We start from the raw sequence: 17,004 nt of genomic DNA, 5'->3' as shown, positions 1-17,004 counted from the left end.
CCGCTTCAAAGAATCGGCTTATGATGTGGGAAAGCGGTAAACATTTTGAACAATAGCAGCGTTTTATTGAGGGCGCTCAGACTTAAAAGTGGAATAATAAGGTGAATATGGCATGAAAAAACTCGGATTTGGATGTATGCGCTTGCCGCTGTTGGACGAAGGCGATCAAACTCGCGTCGATATGGAACAGACAAAAAAAATGGTGGACACTTTTCTTGAAAGAGGGTTTACTTATTTCGATACTGCGTGGATGTATCACGATTTTCAAAGTGAAATAGTAATCAGGGAAGCCTTGGTAAAAAGGTACCTGCGGGATTCCTTTCAACTTGCAACCAAGCTGCCTACATTCAGTCTGGAAAAAGAAGGAGACGCGGAACGCATCTTTAACGAACAGTTACAGAAATGCGGCGTTGAATATTTTGACTATTATCTGCTTCATGCTTTGACCAATAACTATGAACTGACAAAACGGTTTGATTGTTTTGGTTTTATCCGGCAAAAGAAAGCAGAAGGCAAAATTAAAAAAATAGGTTTCTCGTTCCATGACCGCGCAAACCTTTTGGATGAAATCTTGACAGAACATCCTGAAACGGATTTTGTGCAGCTACAGATAAATTACCTTGACTGGAATAGTGAAAGTATTCAGTCCGGCAGTTGTTATGAAGTTTGCGAAAAACACGGGAAACCGGTTATTGTTATGGAACCGGTTAAGGGCGGTATGCTGGCTTTTGTTCCCGAAAAAGCAGAACGCCTGATGAAAGCCTATGCGCCGGACGCTTCCCCCACGTCATGGGCGCTGCGTTTTGCGGCAAGCCATCAAAACGTCATGACGGTACTTTCCGGCATGAGCCGTTATGAACAACTGGATGAGAACACCCGCATATACCAGGATTTCTCGCCACTTTGCGAAGCGGAATTTGAAATAGTAAAGGCAGTTACAAAAATTATACAGGAAAGCATATCAATTCCATGTACCGGCTGCCGTTATTGTGTAGCAGGATGCCCGCAGAACATTGCCATTCCCGAATATTTCTCCCTGTATAACGCAGAAAAACAACATCAGGCAAACGGTTTTTCCATCCACACCATCTATTATGGTAACTATACCAAACACAACGGAAAAGCCTCTGCCTGTATTGAGTGCAAACAATGTGAAGAACATTGTCCGCAGCATTTACCTGTCATACAGAACTTGAAGCAGGTTGCCGCACTTTTTGAAAAATCTAATGGATGAAACAAAATTTTCAACAACGGAAAAGGGTTGATCGAGGCTGTTTCCCGAAAAAGATAAAAAGAGAGGAAAATGAATGAAGAAGTTATTTGTAATGGTGATTGCCTTTGGCATGATTTTTTCTTTTCCGGCTTGCGGAAGCGGTCAAAATGCCGCTGATACCGGCATTGCCGTCAAAAAAGAAAATCAGAACGGTTCAAATATTCTGATTGTTTATTTTAGTCTCCGGGAAAATACCGGGCCTAATAAGGCGATAGACGCCTCAAGCTCCGCCAGTGTTGTTGTTGACCAAAGCGTCCCTTATGGCACGACAGAGTATATCGCCCGCATAATTCGGGAAACCACAGGCGGCGATATTCACCTGATAGAAACACAGGACGCTTATCCGCATGATTTTCAAGCCGTAATTTCCCAAAACCATGATGAGATGAATAAAAATTACCTGCCGCCCCTAAAACATACTAATCTGAATATAGGACAATACGATACGGTTTTTATCGGATACCCGGTATGGGCAACCACCGTACCCCAGGCAATTATTTCTTTTCTAACCGGATATGATTTCTCAGGAAAAATAATTATTCCCTTCTGTACCCATGACGGCTATGGAAGCGGACGCAGCTATGCGGATATACAAAAAGTATGCCCCGATACTTCCCTGCTTGCGGGCATTGCCGTCAATGCAAAAGACACTCCCGCCGCAAAAACCACGGTACTATCATGGCTCAACTCAATCGGCCTTACACAAACGGCAGCAACGAAAAATGATGAAAGCACAATTACGATAACCATTGGTAATATTATCCTCAACGGCGTAATGTACGATACCCCGCTTGCCCTTGAAATCAAAACCCTGTTCCCGCTGACTGTTTCTATGGTGGGATTTGGCGGACGTGAGTATTACGGTAACATTTCACAGCGTCCGGTCAATACCGGCAAAACCCAAAGGAATTTTATAAATGGCGATATTACCTATTGCGCTCAAAATAATACCCTGGCTATTTTTTATGCACAAACTGACCGCCCAAACCTGGGGATGGATGTAATCCCCATTGGCAGGGTTATTTCGGATCTGTCGGTATTTCCCAACATGGGAAGCCATGTAGAAATGCGTTTTGAAGCAGAGTAAACAAGTTTAACACTTGAATCAATATCATAAGGATTGAATATGAAGCTACCGTTATCTGAAAACAAAACGCTGAACATGACAGCGGGAAAAGTACGCCCCATGCTTATTTCCTTTGCCATGCCCTTGATGTTTGGCAATCTTTTCCAACAGCTTTACAGCATGGTAGACACCGCCGTAGTAGGGCAGGGCGTAGGTTACAAAGCTCTTGCCGCCGTTGGCGTTGCCGCTCCCGTTGTGCAGCTTTTTCTTGGGCTGGGGATTGGACTTGCAAATGGAATTTCAGTAGTCATTGCACAGCAGTTTGGTTCAAATAATGCAAAAAGGACACGAGAGGCGGTAAGTAATGGAATATATCTTAGCGCCGCTGTTACCCTGCTGATAACCGTAGGCGGGGTTTTGCTCTGCCGGCCGCTCCTGCGTCTTATCAATACACCCGGAGAAATTATCGAAGAAGCGGCGCTTTATGCCACTATCAATTTTTGGGGAGCAGCCGCAACAGTCTGTTATAATGTCCAGGCTGGTATTTTACGCGCCCTTGGAAATAGCCGTACGCCGCTTCTTTTTTTGGTAATAACATCTCTACTCAATGTTATTCTTGATTTTTTGTTTGTTATGGGGTTTGGCTGGGGTGTAGCAGGCGCCGCCGTTGCCACGGTTATAGCTCAAATAATTTCCTGTATATGCTGTTTCCTTTATATTCGTAAACATTTCAAAATTTTACATTTCCAGAAAGGAGAATGGCATATAGACAGCGCACTCATGGGAAGCCATATAAAAATCGGTACGCCCCTTGCCTTTTTTGACTGTATTTTGTTTGTGAGCTTCTTATTGCTGCAAGCATCGCTCAATTCATTAGGCAGTGTTGATATGGCGGCTTATACTGCAGCAAGCAAAATGGATACCGTAATGTACCGTATTTTGGGAGCCTTTGGAACGGCAGTAGCAACGTTTACGGCACAGAATTATGGTAATGCCTCTTTTAGCCGTATTCGTGAAGGTGTCCGCTCATGCATGAAAATCACCATAGCGATTAGTATTGCGGCGACAATTTTAATTTTTTGTTTTGGTAAATACTTCATGCTGCTCTTTGTCGGAACCAGTGAACAAGAAGTTATTGCCGCCGGTACAACATATATGAGAATAGCATCACTATTTTACATTATTTTGGGTGTCAATTTTGCGATACGATTTGCGCTCATTGGACTTGGCAAATCTTCAATTTCAGTCATGGTAGGTGTTATGGAAGTTATTGTCCGTTCCGTTTCGACCCACTTCCTCGTAAGCAACCTGGGATTTTTGGGGATGACCTTTCCCAATCCGCTTTGCTGGCTTACATCCACCGTATTCGTTGCCCTTCTGTATCCACAAATGATGAAAAAAGCCGAATTGTTAAAAAATAAGGGGAGCCCATGAAACCCAAAATGATATTAAAATTATCCATTGACTTTGTAATGACCGTATTACTACTCGTGCAAATGGCGTTTCAAGTAACCGGACAGGAAGCGCATGAATGGACAGGCGCAGGGATGTTCGTATTGTTCCTCATACATAACATACTGAATATCAACTGGTATAAAAACCTGCTAAAAGGTACATACACCGCCATCCGTACTTTTCAGACGATAATCAATTTGCTGGTATTAGTTACCGTAATTGCCCTTGCGATAAGCGGTATCATCATGTCCGAGTATGCGTTCGGGTTTCTTTCAATTAAGGGTGGAATGGCATTTGCGCGGCTCCTGCACCTGTCAGCCGCTTATTGGGCCTTTGTATTGATGAGTATGCACCTTGGCTTGCATTGGGGCATGGTAATAACCATGTTTCAAAAACCCATGAAGCGGACACCTATCTTGACCTTGCCCGCCCTTGTCCCGATGTGCATAGCCATAGCCATAGCCGTATATGGAGCATGGAATTTTTATAAGATGAATATCCTGTCCTATATGTTTCTTCGTAGTCAGTTTGTTTTTTTTGATTTTGAAAAAAACGCCTTTGCCGTTTTTGCCGAAAATACTGCCATGATGGGATTATGGATATGCGCCGCCTATTATGCCGCCAAGTTCCTGAAAAAGATACATACCACAAAAAAATCCATAGAGGCCATTGAAGAAAAACCCAAATGAAAAAAGTATCAATTTTTCTAGTCATTGTGTTATTAGTAATTTCTCATGTGGCCTGTCAGGGCAATAAAGACACTACTGCAAAAAATGATACCGCTTCTTCGCAAGGAACGATACCCGCAAACACACCGCTAAAAAACGATAGCAATATTCTGATTGCCTATTTTACCTGGGCAGATAATACGATTGTAGCCAATCCTTCTTCGGTAGATGTAGATGCCGCAACATCGGCAAGCGTACTTGCCCCCGGTGATACCGCACGAATTGCTCATTGGATTAAAGAAACCGTAGGCGGTGATTTATTTTCTATAAAAGTAACCGATCCATATTCCAGCGATTACAACAAATGTCTTGACCGTGCAGCGGAAGAAAAAGCAAAGAACACCCGCCCGGAACTTTCCGGATCGGTGAAGAACATAGACGCTTATGATGTACTATTCCTAGGCTATCCAAACTGGTGGTATTCGGCTCCTATGGCGCTTTTCTCATTTCTTGAACAGCACGACCTTTCAGGCAAAACAGTAATACTATTTTGTACCCACGGAACAGGCGGATTAGCCCGGAGTGTTCGCGACATAAGCGCCGCCATACCCAATTCCACCATAATAGAAAATGTCTTTGACGTATTCCGTGATGATGTGGCTTCAGCGCAGCCAAATGTTAAAAAATGGCTTACCAATTTGGGGTATTAAAAATCATTGGTTCCTAGGACTTCTTTTTAGCTAAAGAACCGGGTATGCCTCTGCATTGCCATAAAATGGCTACATCACTTGTCGAAATAATATATAAGGAAGATAGGAAGATATGAAGAGTAACAAGCAGAAAGTTAATACTTCAATACATAATCGCCTTGTTGAAATTCGCAAGGCAAAAGGACTTACCTGCATTTTGAATGACATCCCTTTTGTACAGATCAAAAGCATCTATTTCCGTGATGTTTTTTTTGTATTCTACTTTCTCAACTTTATAAGGGATAGGCGGATTCCTATATTCCTTCCTTCCGTCTGTATAAACGCTAGCGGGATATCTTTTTAGTGGATTCTGATAAATTATATTTTCACATGGATTAAAAATCAAACAATATCCATTATGCTGATTGGCGTAGTGTGACCACATTATTGGGTTATTATATCCCTTGTAAAAGAACAAACATAAACAAAAATATGAACACTTGCATGAATAAAGAGTATTGGTTTTTCTATAATTTGTTGCATATAAAAAATAGTTTCCAATGTACTATCTATTTTTATTACACTGGCAGCTATTGTGGCGAATTCATTAGATTTCAGGGTAGCTATCAGTTCGCCATAAGTTTTTTCAGTACGTGCTAGGAAAGAAGCCATTTCGGTAATATCTATTTTCTCTTGTGGCATGCTTGATAAAGCACGACGAATTATTTCTTCATAGTTTTCTTGATTTGGCTTGAAAATAAGGCAAAGTCGAGTATCGTATGGATCATTAAGTTCAGCAAAGTCTGAAAAGTAAAGCTCTCCATATTTCAGCTCTTTTATGGCCAATGGAGTATAAGGCCGGAATTTAAAAATAAAAGAGGGAAAATCCGCAACATCCTCTAAAAGCATTACTTTATAACACCCCCATATCCAGGTTCAATAAAGAGCGTCTCAGTTAGTCCTATCAGACCTAGTCTTACTCCTATACCCCCACCGCAGCTCCAATCTTCCCCCGTCCCGTCCTATCCCGGCAAAGCGAAATCCCCCAGGAAGCCAAAGTAATCTCCGCCTTATGATTAATTTCATCAACAGACAAACCCTCATTCTCGTCCTGGACTTTTAAGCGGATCGCATGAATTTCCTTCGATAATTCAAGAGAATCCTTCAAAGCCGGATCATCGGTAATCCGGGGGTCATTCATATAATCCTGTACCGTCTTCATAAATCTGGCTCCCTCCACAGGACGGTATATCCCGATACCGTCAAAGCCTTCCCGAATATTGACCTTCCTGACCTTTTCCACCGTCCAGGGCCGCAAGCCGCTTGGCATCTTCATTTTCGGGCAGCACAATGATCCCATAATCAATGACCAGCCGCTTCATATTTTCCCGCTTTTCAGAATTAGTCTCTGCTTCAATCTCCTGAACGGCATAGATAGACGTATATGCTTCATATTTTCCAGCCTTGATCTGGTCAAAAATCTGCCGTACCTGGGCTTTAAGCTCCGAATACCCCGGCATATCCGGGGCATAATAAAAGCTGAACATCGTCGTTTCAAGGTAAATTTTTGCCGTTTCCATCAATAAATAATATATCACAAAGGCAGAATTTTGTAAAATATCCACTTTTTCATACGCTAATGATTAGACATTTTTTACGCCGACATACCCCCTAACGGAGGTGTAAGTAAGGGTTTCCCCTAATAGAGAGAGATTTTTAAGTTTTTGAGGGTTAAATCCTAGGGGCTCTATGTAACATTTAACAAATCTTTAACAACTTTTTTTGCAACTTATGATAAAATCTACCCTAAGGAGGAATCCTATGATCAACATACTGGTTGTGGAAGACGATGAAAAACTGAACCGCCTTGTCTGTACCCACCTTACCGAGCGTGGTTTCAGGACAATCGGCTGCCTTCGGGCGGTAGAAGCCTTTGATCGCATGATAGATACCCTCATCGACCTCATAATTTCGGATATCATGATGCCGGAAATCGACGGCTTCAAGTTCGCCGCCATGGTGCGGGAACAGGATAAAACAATCCCCATGCTTTTTATGACATCCCGCGATGACATTGCATCAAAGGAGCAGGGCTTCCGTATCGGCATTGACGATTACATGGTCAAACCCGTTGACCTGAATGAATTAACCCTGCGTATCGGCGCGCTCCTGCGGCGGGCGAATATCGCCAATGAAAAAAAGCTTACTGCCGGAAGCCTCGTCCTTAACGCCGACGAGATGACGGCGACACTGGCAGGGGAAGAAATACCCCTTACGGTCAGAGAATTCAACGTTCTGTTCAAACTCCTATCGTATCCCAAAAAAACCTTTACCCGTAATCAACTTATGGACGATTTCTGGGGTACAGAAAGTGAAAGTACCCCGCGTACCGTGGATGTGTATATTACCAAACTGCGGGAAAAATTTTTCGCCTGTAAGGATTTTGAAATTGTAACTGTCCACGGGCTGGGGTATAAGGCGGTACCCAAGTGAAAAGAAAAGCAGAAGTCCTGCGGCACCGTATATTCGGAGAAAACGACAGCCGTGTTAACGCCGGGTATATGTCAATAAAAGAGTATCTTTTATTGTTCTTTGCGGTGGCGGCGATAAACGGATTTCACATGGTTATTTATCAGGAATTCGTAACCCGGGGCATCATGGAAACCCATGTCCAATTGGTAATAAATATCTTGATGGGCTATGTGGTTTTAATGGCCGCGCTATTAATGGCGCTTATTGCGCTTGTGCGTCATGTATCATGGAACCGTCCCATGCGGCGACTGAGTGAAGCGGCGCGGAATATTGCCCAGGGGGATTTTTCGGCCCGTATCGCGCCGCGCCGGAAAGACGGAAAAAAGGATTTTGTTGAGGTGATGTTTGATGACTTCAATACCATGGCCAGGGAACTTGAAAGCATCGAAATCATGAAAAATGATTTTATCGCCAATGTATCCCACGAAATCAAATCCCCCCTTTCGGTTATCCAGAGTTATGCCACAGCATTGCAAAACGAAAAGCTTGAACCGGAGGAACGGCATGAATACATCAAAACTATCGTCAGCTCATCACAAAAACTCTCCACCCTGGTTTCCAACATCCTCAAGTTAAACAAGCTGGAAAATCAAAAAATCCTTCCCGCCGCTTCGTGTTATGTATTAAGCGAACAGCTTCGCCGCTGCGCCCTTGCCCTTGAGGATCTCTGGGAACAAAAAAACATCAATTTCGAGGCCGACCTGGACGAGATAACCGTCTCTTATGACGAAAATATGCTGGAAATTGTCTGGAACAACCTCATAGCCAATGCGATCAAATTTACCGCCCCCGGAGGAACCATTGCCATGAGCCTAAAAAAAGCGGCGGGCGGTTTTGCGTGGGTACAAATTACCGATTCCGGCTGCGGCATGGATGAGGAAACGCAAAAACGTATTTTCGATAAATTCTACCAAGGGGATAGTTCCCATTCACAGGAAGGCAACGGTCTGGGGCTTGCATTGGTGAAAAAGGTGATTGACATGACCGGTGCCGAAATAACGGTTATAAGCAGGGTCGGGGAAGGTACAACCTTTACGGTTTGTCTGAAAATCGCGAAAAAAGTGTAAATCTGCAAACATTTCCTCAAATTTAACATTTCATTAACAATTCCTTAACATCTCACAACATCCATACAGGATATTGGACTTATGAGGAAACCTTGTTGGTTTCCTCATAAGTCTCGCAAAATGTTTCACATTTTGCAATTTTTCAGCGGATCGTTTGGCCGTTTGAAACAGGAGTTTTGTATGCGTAATGCCTTTTTGTTACTACCTGCCCTGGCGGTCTTACTGGCGGCTTGCTCCGCCGGCAAGGATAACCGTGCGGAAGCTAAAAGCATGGAACAGCTTTATAGCGAAAACGGGTTCCCGGTCAGGGTACGGCAGCTTGAACCGGAGGATTTTTCAGTTTACCTGAAATATCCCACAGTCCTGGATGCCCAATCGGAATCCACCGCCTACGCTTCCCTCAACGACGTGGTCAGGAACATTGCCGTAAAAGTCGGGGATCAGGTTAAGCAGGATCAGGTGATCCTGTCCTTTTCGGAAAACAACCGGACATTACAGCAGGCCCGGCTCAGTTATGAAAATGCCGAAACCGCCTATAAGCGGAGCCAGGTTCTCTACGCCAGCTCGGATATTTCCCGCCAGGATTTTGATAATTCCCGGATGCAGTATGAATTGGCAAGGGCCAGCCTGGATGCGGCCCGTGATATGATCTACATTAAAGCGCCCATAGCGGGAACCCTTATCCATCTGAATGTCCGGGCAACGGAAAATGTGAACCCCGGAACGCCCCTTTTTACCGTATCCAATCAGAATGGTTTGGTTACCCGTTTTTATGTGGGGGTCAACGAAATAAACCTCATAAAGAACGGGGCCAGGGTTTATATTGACGGGCTGGAAAACGTCGATATTTCCAATTTCAACTGGAAGCTCAATTCCCAACAAGTGACCTTTGAAGGTCGGGTAAGCCAGGTTGCCCTTTTAATGGACAGTAAGAAACGCGCCTTTCCGGTAACCGCTTTTTTTGACATTACCGACCTTATGGCGTTAAATCAGGCGCGGCCCTTTATCAGCGGCATGAGCATTGATATTGTGGTAGAAACCTACCGGAACGAAAACGCCCTGGTAGTTTCCCGCAAGGAACTGCTGAAAACCGATTTGGGTTACGCCGCGTATGTCGTTCGGGACAATAAGGCGCAGCGGGTCGATGTGCAGGTGGGGCATGAACGGGGCCTGGATTTTGAAATCTCCGGCGGCTTGGAAGGCGGGGATCTCCTAATTTATGACGGGATACAAAGTCTTTCTGATAATACCCTGCTTAACATAGTGGAAACAGCCCAGGCGGTAACCCGATGAATGTGGTTGATCTTTCCATCAAGCGGCCCGTACTTACCCTCATGGTTCTCCTGGCTTTTGTAATCTTCGGTATCCTGGCCTATGTTTCCCTGCCCGTGAGCCTCTTCCCCGATATGTCGAGTCCCATGGTAACGATTCAAACCATATACTCCGGGGCAAGCCCCCAGGTAGTAGAAACCCAGCTTACCAAAAAGATAGAGGATCAGGTCTTTGCCATCGGGGATCTCGATTCAATCACTTCCTATTCAATGGACAGCGTTTCTGTGATTACCGCTTCCTTTAAGTATGGGAAAGATGAAAATACAGCCCTCCAGGAAGTGAAGGATAAGGTTGAAGTTATTATAGCCGATCTTCCGCTGGACGCCAAAAGGCCGGCGATTTCCAAGATAGATATTGCATCGGCCATTCCCGTTATGCAGATCGTCCTTGAGGGCGATATGGACAGCACGGAACTCTATACCCTGGCCTCAACTACCATAGGGGATCAGCTTTCCCAGGTTTCCGGTGTCGGGAGCATAAACCTTTCCGGTGGGGATAAACGGGAAATCACCGTGGAACTGAACCGGGCCACGGTATTTGAACGTGCGGTCCCCATAGAACAGATTGCGGGCCTCCTTGCGGCGGCTAATCTGGAACTTCCCGGCGGATCAATTGAGACGGCGGATCAGGACATACCCGTCCGGTTCAAAGGGGAATTTACTTCCCTTGATGAGATCAGCAATCTGGATGTTCCCACCGCCGAGGGGGTTTTCAAACTCCGGCAGCTTGGGGATGTCAGGGACACCCATACCGTTGTCAGGGAACGGACAATTCTATTGGACAAAGGAGCGGGAACCCGTAACGAGGGCGCCATCCTTTTAAGTGTGGTTAAGAACCCTACCGCCAACAGCCTTGATGTGATCGACGGGGTGATAAAACGTATCCCCCGAATTGAAGCTGAATCGGGCGGCCATATACGGCTTAAGGTCATTCAGGAAGACGCAACCTTTATACGGAACGCGGTGAATGATACCCTGGGCAATGTGGTGTTGGGCATTATTCTTACCGCCCTGGTACTGCTCTTCTTTCTTCACGATGCCCGTTCCACCCTTATTGTCGCCTTAGCTATGCCCTTCTCGGTTATTGCCACCTTCTTTATTATGAAGCCACTCAATATCGGTATCAACGTACTCTCCCTCATGGGCCTTTCCTGTGCCACCGGAACCCTGGTCGCCAATTCAGTGGTGGTACTGGAAAATATTTTCCGGTATAAGGAGCAGGGCTTGTCCCGACATGATTCCGCGTCCAGAGGAACGCGGGAAGTGATGTTGGCGGTCTTTGCTTCTACTCTTACAAATGTGGCAGTTTTTGTTCCCTTAGGTAATATGGGCGGCGGTATGGGGAAGATACTTTCCGATTTTGCCTTCACCATTGTTATTTCCACGGTGTTTTCCATTATCGTCTCCTTTACCCTGACCCCCCTTATGGCATCCCGGATACTGCCGCTAACGGCTAAACGGGACGGCCCTCTGGGAAGAAAACTGGAAAGTCTATTCAAAAAATGGGAAGACCTGTATGGACGTTCAATTTCATTCCTGTTAAAACGGAAACGGCGCAGCGCCCTTGTAGTTGCGGTAGTATTGGTGGTTTTCATCCTCAGTATTGCGGCTTTTCCCCTGCTCAACATTGAACTCATGGCCAAGAGCGACGGGGGAAAAATTCAGGTTGATGTGGAACTTCCCCAGGGGAGCGACCTTGACGCTACCGCAGCGGTACTCGCGGAGATCGAAAAACGGCTTGCCGCATATACGGAAGTGGAGACGGTCCTTACTGCTCTGGGCTCCATGGGTTCCATGACACAGGATGTGAGCGTTGCGCGGGTAGACATAGCCTTGGTCCCCAAAAAAGAGCGCACCCGGAGCAACAGCGATATTGCCGCCGCCATGACCGCAACTTTGAAGGATATACCCGGCGCGGCTATCCGGGTTTTGCCTCCATCGGAAATTGTCATAAGTCAGGGCGCCCCCATCGATCTGTACCTCCAGGGGACGGATAATGAGACCCTGCAGGATATTGGGAACCGGCTTAAAAACCGCATTGAGAAAGTACCAGGCGCCATGAACGTCATGGTGAATTCCAAAGCGGGCAAGACAGAACTGCTCTTTGAACCAAACCGCAAACGGCTTTCCGAGGACGGCCTTACGGTACAGGCCGTGGCAGTTTCCCTGCGGGCCGCAGTGGACGGCCTGGTGACAACCACTTATAAAGAGAACGGGCAGGAATACGACATACGGGTCAAACTCGCCGATTCGGCTCTTACGGATATTGAAGACCTGCGAAACATACCCATTGTTTCCCGCGCGGGGGTCAATCCCCTGTCATGGTATGCGGATATTCGCTTTGACAATGGCTATAACATGATCATGCGGGTAAACCGTTTCCGCACCGTGGAAATCACCTCCGAATTATTGCCCGGCTATTCCCAGAGTTCTTCCCTTTCCGCAGTTATGAAAGCTGCCGGAGAAATAAAACTCCCCGAAGGGTACACTTTAAAACAGGCCGGCATGTCCGAAGCCATGGGAGACTCCATCGTGGATATGCTTTTGGTATTTGTGATCGCAGTCCTCCTGGTGTATATGCTCCTTGCGGCGGTCTTGGAAAGTTTCATCCAGCCCCTATTCATCCTTGCCACGGTTCCCCTTTCCCTCATCGGAGTTATTGTGGGGTGCCTTTTAACCAATACGGTATTAAACGTAGTTTCCATGCTCGGTATTATCATGCTTGTAGGCGTGGTAGTAAATAACGCTATCCTGATCCTGGATTACTATAACCAGCTCAAAAGGGAAGGAGCAGGGGTACAGGAAGCGCTTATTAAAGCCTGCCCAACCAAGCTCAAACCAATCCTGATGAGTAATATTGCCATCGTCCTGGGTATGCTCCCCATGGCTTTAGGGATAGGCGAATCAATGGCCGAAATACGGCAGCCCATGGGGGTCGTTATCATCGGCGGTATTATCTCCGCAACTTTTCTGACCTTCTGGCTTATCCCGTCACTGGAATATGTGCGTACAAGCCGTTCAAAGTTAAACGTTCAGACAGACAAGGAGGGCATCAATGCTGCGAACTAACATAATACTTATGCTTTTATGTGGATTAGCCGTCATGACGGCTTACGCTGGGGAATATGATCTTGATTCGTACCTGAGACGGGTTGAACAAAACAACCCCGACCTTTCCCTTGCATATAAAGAACTTGATCTTGCAAAGGAAAATGTCGTACAGGCGCGATCCGCCCTGCTGCCGAACATAGGCGCACAGGGCAGTTATACCCGGAATTTGCAGGACATTAAACAGTCAACGCCGGTGGCCGCCGATCCTGCGACCGGACGCATTATCCGGCAGGACATTGATTCGAATTACGATAACGAATTGACCCTTGGCATCGGCGTTAACCAAACCATTTTTGACGCTGCCGCTCTTTCACGGTATAACCAGACCGTAAAGGCCCGATCCATTCAGGAACAAGCCCTTGAAGCGGCAAGGCAAAACCTGCGGGCCGCTGCAAAAAAACTCTATGCCCGAACCCAGCTTGCTCTCGCGGTAGTTCATATTATGGAAGCATCAGAACATACCAGCGAAGAAATCTATCAAAGCATTGAACGAAAATACAAAGCCGGGGTAGCAACCGAGTTGGATCTTCTTATGGCGGAGGTAGACTGGAAATCGAAAATCCCCACTACTGCCGAATCCCGTAAAAACGCCGAGTTGGCAACTATCGCCTTTAAGAACCTTGGGTGGATTCCCCTTTCGGAAGAGGTCCTTCTTACTGAGACCGACGAAGCCCTGCCCATTATTCCCGGTACGCCGCAGCTGAACGCTGTATTTTCAGGGCGTCCTGATTATCGTGCATTGCTTTTGAACCGCGAACTGAGCGATATAGGCCAAAGGGCGGCGGTAAGCGCGTTTCTGCCCACTGTCTCTGGCGGCTTTTCTTTTGCTTTCGGCGGCATGGGAAATGATTCGTTAACCGGCGATTATGATTACACCTCCATGCAGCTCAAGCTCGGCGTAAACATACCGCTCTTTGCAGGCGGATACCGGATTTCCCGTCTGAAAAGCGCCAAAACAGAACAGGAAAAAGCCGCCCTCAGCTTGATAAAAAAGCAAATGGAAATAGAAAGTGAACTGATTGAAATACGGTTAAACCTTGATGAGGCATCGGAACGCATAAACTCCGCCCGGCTTATCGAAGCCATGGCAAGACGGGCAGTCGCCCTGGCGCAGACCGCATATATCAATGGCGCCGCCACACAGCTGTCCGTAACCGAGGCGATCAACAAACTCGATCAGGCAAGCCTGGGGCTTCATAGCGCGATATTTGAATATCGTTCAGCCTATTACGATTGGGAATTGGCGACAGGAATAGTGAGATAGGGGGAAACCCTAAAAATAATATTGGAGGTTTTTATGAAAAGCAAATTGAATGGATTATTAATTCTTGTATTAATTACAATCGGACTATTGGTTTCCTGTATGTCAACGGGGGAATACAAGTCGCTGTCCCAGGATGCCAAAGTAATCGGTACGGTTCAAGCCACATTTATTTCTACACCCGGTTTCAGCAAGGAACCGGTTAATATCCAAGCCTATGTTAGGCTGCTGGAAGAAGCTCACAAAAGATATGAAGGCAATATTGATGTAGGAGATATACTATGGACTACCAGCAGAAGAATTGACAATTCAGCGGATTATGAGTTTGTCGCAAGCGGTAAAGTGGTATTGTACGGTCAGGACTAATGGGAAGTTTTGTTAAAAGAACATACCTTCCCATTCTTGTTTTTTTATATGTGTGTATTAGTCCACATAATACAGGATTGTTGTTTGCCGAAAATCCCATTGTTCCATTTGATGAAAAGGTAGCCCTAAGTTTTTCCGGGAAATATAACATGGGTATCTTTCAACAACAGGCAGCGGGATACACAACCGACAAGCCCTGGGATATTGGTCTGGGTATTCGATATAAAAACATTGCCGCACAACTATATATTCCTATCTCTTTTAATAATGATTCATTTGATGTGGCGTTAAATTTCTATCTTGAGGAAATGTATTATGAAACATTCATTAAACGATACAAAAACTTCCATAACGGCGATAACGAAACCGGTGAATATGAAAACGTTGGATTGGATATAATGAGCAGCGGAATAATGGCTGGCTGGATACATAATCATAAAAACCATTCACTCCGTTCAGTATTTACCATGTCTGAAAAACAAACAGCATCAAATGGAAGTTTGCTTTACGGTTTCGGGGTATTTTACACGTCGATATATTCAAAGAGCGAGGACATGGCACGTTATAACGAGCGGGTACATATTGTACATTTTGGACCAGCGGCAGGGTATTCCTACACATGGATACTTCCGAGCAGTATGTTTTTGAATGCAGGTCTCAGTATTGGGGCAAACTTGGGAATAAATACAAATGATACGAAAATACTTTTTATCCCCCAAATAAATCCCAAAATCACCTTCGGTCATCACAATACGTCATGGTCAATCAATACGGTGATGGGCTGTACTGCATCGGTACTGTTATGGAGCATGGACAATTTTGATGTATTAATCCCAGCTACCATGAGCATAACGTTTTCAAAGCGATTTTAATACTTTCAATGGGTACATTCGATATAAAATAATTAATAAGGAAGAAAGGAGAAAATAAAGATCCCCAAGAAACAGTTTGATACTTCAATACATAATCGGCTTCTCGAAATTCGCAAAGCAAAAGGACTTACTCAAGAAGAATTTGCGGATAGGATTAAGATAAGCCGTTCTATGATTAGCTCCATCGAAGAAGGAAAGCGGGAGGTAAAAGATCGCCTTATTTCTTTGGTCTGTTTTGTTTTTGGAGCTAACGAGCATTGGATTAAAACCGGCAAAGGAACCATGTTTGACACCCCGAAAAATGAACGGCTGGAACGGATCATTTACAAATTCAAAAATTGGATAAAAGAAACCTATCCGTATTCCAGCGATTACAACAAATTTCTTGACCGTGCAGCGGAAGAAAAAGCAAAGAACACCCGCCCTGAACTTACCGGATTGGTGAAGAACATAGACGCTTATGATGTACTATTCCTGGGCTATCCAAACTGGTGGTATTCGGCTCCTATGGCGCTTTTCTCATTTCTTGAACAGCACGACCTTTCAGGCAAAACAGTAATACTATTTTGTACCCACGGAACAGGCGGATTAGCCCGGAGTGTTCGCGACATAAACGCCGCCATACCCAATTCCACCATAATAGAAAACGTCTTTGACGTATTCCGTGATGATGTGGCTTCAGCGCAGCCAAATGTCAAAAAATGGCTTACCAATTTATGAGAATAACCTCACTATTTTATATTATTTTGGGTGTCAATTTTGCGATACGGTTCGCGCTCATTGGACTTGGCAAATCTTCAATTTCGGTCATGGTAGGTGTTATGGAAGTTATTGTCCGTTCCATTTCGACCCACTTCCTCGTAAGCAACCTGGGATTTTTGGGAATGACCTTTCCCAATCCGCTTTGCTGGCTTACGTCCACCGTATTCGTTGCCCTTCTGTATCCACAAATGATGAAAAAAGCCGATCTGTTAAAAAATAAGGGGAGCTCATGAAACCCAAAATGATATTAAATTACATACATTTTTAGCTTCATAACTAACTAAGGTATTAAGCCCTTATTGGTTAGGGGCTTAATAAGGCGGTAATGTATGATGATGGTAATAACTTCCAAAATAGTTAACGGTAAGGTAATCACCTCTAGCGAAGGTAATATGATTCCTTATACCCCCCCCCCAAAATGATTTTATAATCCCTACAGATTTTAAGGTTCCCAAACGAATTGAGGATTTAACCCCCAAACAGATTGAATGGAGCCTAGCCTTGGATGAAATGTTGAAAGCTAGAAACCTTGTAGTTAGGGCGGGAATCAA

General features: G+C 45.1%; 17 protein-coding genes. 13 read left to right on the top strand and 4 right to left on the bottom strand.

Translation table 11 applies throughout. The annotated features are described in order from the left end of the window. Nucleotides 1–112: 112 nt before the first annotated feature. From LQZ19_RS08070 to LQZ19_RS08050, 5 genes are all read left to right on the top strand, one after another. Nucleotides 113–1,234, top strand: a complete 1,122-nt coding sequence (locus LQZ19_RS08070; RefSeq protein ID WP_411047160.1) for an aldo/keto reductase — start codon at nucleotides 113–115, stop codon at nucleotides 1,232–1,234. Nucleotides 1,235–1,307: 73 nt separating this feature from the next. After that, nucleotides 1,308–2,360, top strand: coding sequence for a flavodoxin (locus LQZ19_RS08065; RefSeq protein ID WP_411047159.1), 1,053 nt, complete (start codon nucleotides 1,308–1,310; stop codon nucleotides 2,358–2,360). Nucleotides 2,361–2,399: 39 nt separating this feature from the next. After that, nucleotides 2,400–3,773, top strand: coding sequence for an MATE family efflux transporter (locus LQZ19_RS08060; protein ID WP_411047158.1), 1,374 nt, complete (start codon nucleotides 2,400–2,402; stop codon nucleotides 3,771–3,773). Then, complete coding sequence (locus LQZ19_RS08055; protein WP_411047157.1) at nucleotides 3,770–4,483, top strand: DUF4405 domain-containing protein; 714 nt, start codon at nucleotides 3,770–3,772, stop codon at nucleotides 4,481–4,483. Before LQZ19_RS08060 ends, LQZ19_RS08055 begins: the two co-directional genes overlap by 4 nt. After that, complete coding sequence (locus LQZ19_RS08050) at nucleotides 4,480–5,172, top strand: flavodoxin (protein WP_411047156.1); 693 nt, start codon at nucleotides 4,480–4,482, stop codon at nucleotides 5,170–5,172. Before LQZ19_RS08055 ends, LQZ19_RS08050 begins: the two co-directional genes overlap by 4 nt. Nucleotides 5,173–5,314: 142 nt before the next feature. Here the strand turns inward: LQZ19_RS08050 and LQZ19_RS08045 are convergent, their stop codons facing one another. The 4 genes from LQZ19_RS08045 to LQZ19_RS08030 all read right to left on the bottom strand — a co-directional run bounded on the left by LQZ19_RS08045 (nucleotide 5,315) and on the right by LQZ19_RS08030 (nucleotide 6,731). Continuing rightward, on the bottom strand, nucleotides 5,315–5,596 hold the full coding sequence (locus LQZ19_RS08045; RefSeq protein ID WP_411047155.1) for a DUF2971 domain-containing protein: 282 nt from the start codon (nucleotides 5,594–5,596) through the stop codon (nucleotides 5,315–5,317). Next, nucleotides 5,596–6,060 (bottom strand): hypothetical protein, encoded by a 465-nt coding sequence (locus LQZ19_RS08040; protein WP_411047154.1) that lies wholly within the window; start codon nucleotides 6,058–6,060, stop codon nucleotides 5,596–5,598. The genes LQZ19_RS08045 and LQZ19_RS08040 overlap by 1 nt, the downstream gene beginning before the upstream one ends. 73 nt (nucleotides 6,061–6,133) lie before the next feature. Beyond that, complete coding sequence (locus tag LQZ19_RS08035) at nucleotides 6,134–6,373, bottom strand: hypothetical protein (protein WP_411047153.1); 240 nt, start codon at nucleotides 6,371–6,373, stop codon at nucleotides 6,134–6,136. Between the two features lie 40 nt (nucleotides 6,374–6,413). Then, entirely contained in the window at nucleotides 6,414–6,731 is a 318-nt protein-coding gene (locus tag LQZ19_RS08030) for a hypothetical protein (protein WP_411047152.1), read from the bottom strand. A 241-nt stretch (nucleotides 6,732–6,972) separates the two neighbouring features. Here LQZ19_RS08030 and LQZ19_RS08025 point away from each other — a divergent pair, with 241 nt between their 5' ends. The 8 genes from LQZ19_RS08025 to LQZ19_RS07990 all read left to right on the top strand — a co-directional run bounded on the left by LQZ19_RS08025 (nucleotide 6,973) and on the right by LQZ19_RS07990 (nucleotide 16,411). Beyond that, on the top strand, nucleotides 6,973–7,644 hold the full coding sequence (locus LQZ19_RS08025) for a response regulator transcription factor (protein WP_411047151.1): 672 nt from the start codon (nucleotides 6,973–6,975) through the stop codon (nucleotides 7,642–7,644). Further along, nucleotides 7,641–8,750 carry a HAMP domain-containing sensor histidine kinase gene (locus LQZ19_RS08020; protein WP_411047150.1) on the top strand — a complete coding sequence of 370 codons (1,110 nt, stop codon included), beginning with the start codon at nucleotides 7,641–7,643 and terminating at the stop codon, nucleotides 8,748–8,750. Before LQZ19_RS08025 ends, LQZ19_RS08020 begins: the two co-directional genes overlap by 4 nt. A 180-nt stretch (nucleotides 8,751–8,930) precedes the next feature. Further along, complete coding sequence (locus LQZ19_RS08015) at nucleotides 8,931–10,043, top strand: efflux RND transporter periplasmic adaptor subunit (RefSeq protein WP_411047149.1); 1,113 nt, start codon at nucleotides 8,931–8,933, stop codon at nucleotides 10,041–10,043. Continuing rightward, nucleotides 10,040–13,150 carry an efflux RND transporter permease subunit gene (locus tag LQZ19_RS08010; protein WP_411047148.1) on the top strand — a complete coding sequence of 1,037 codons (3,111 nt, stop codon included), beginning with the start codon at nucleotides 10,040–10,042 and terminating at the stop codon, nucleotides 13,148–13,150. The genes LQZ19_RS08015 and LQZ19_RS08010 overlap by 4 nt, the downstream gene beginning before the upstream one ends. After that, the gene (locus LQZ19_RS08005; protein WP_411047147.1) at nucleotides 13,137–14,456 is read left to right on the top strand and encodes a TolC family protein; all 1,320 of its coding nucleotides are present in this window, start codon (nucleotides 13,137–13,139) and stop codon (nucleotides 14,454–14,456) included. The genes LQZ19_RS08010 and LQZ19_RS08005 overlap by 14 nt, the downstream gene beginning before the upstream one ends. Before the next feature lie 33 nt (nucleotides 14,457–14,489). Then, nucleotides 14,490–14,819: a hypothetical protein gene (locus LQZ19_RS08000; RefSeq protein ID WP_411047146.1), complete on the top strand. Its 330-nt coding sequence runs from the start codon at nucleotides 14,490–14,492 to the stop codon at nucleotides 14,817–14,819. Beyond that, nucleotides 14,819–15,691, top strand: coding sequence for a DUF4421 family protein (locus tag LQZ19_RS07995; RefSeq protein ID WP_411047145.1), 873 nt, complete (start codon nucleotides 14,819–14,821; stop codon nucleotides 15,689–15,691). The genes LQZ19_RS08000 and LQZ19_RS07995 overlap by 1 nt, the downstream gene beginning before the upstream one ends. 54 nt (nucleotides 15,692–15,745) lie before the next feature. Continuing rightward, a complete protein-coding gene (locus tag LQZ19_RS07990) occupies nucleotides 15,746–16,411 on the top strand; it encodes a flavodoxin (protein WP_411047344.1) in 666 nt (221 codons plus the stop codon). Nucleotides 16,412–17,004: the final 593 nt, after the last annotated feature.

Origin of the sequence: Treponema primitia (genome assembly GCF_046533075.1) — a bacterium.
In the GTDB taxonomy this organism is placed as follows: Bacteria; Spirochaetota; Spirochaetia; order Treponematales; family Breznakiellaceae; genus Termitinema; species Termitinema primitia_B.
This window is presented reverse-complemented; position numbering and strand designations above follow the sequence as displayed.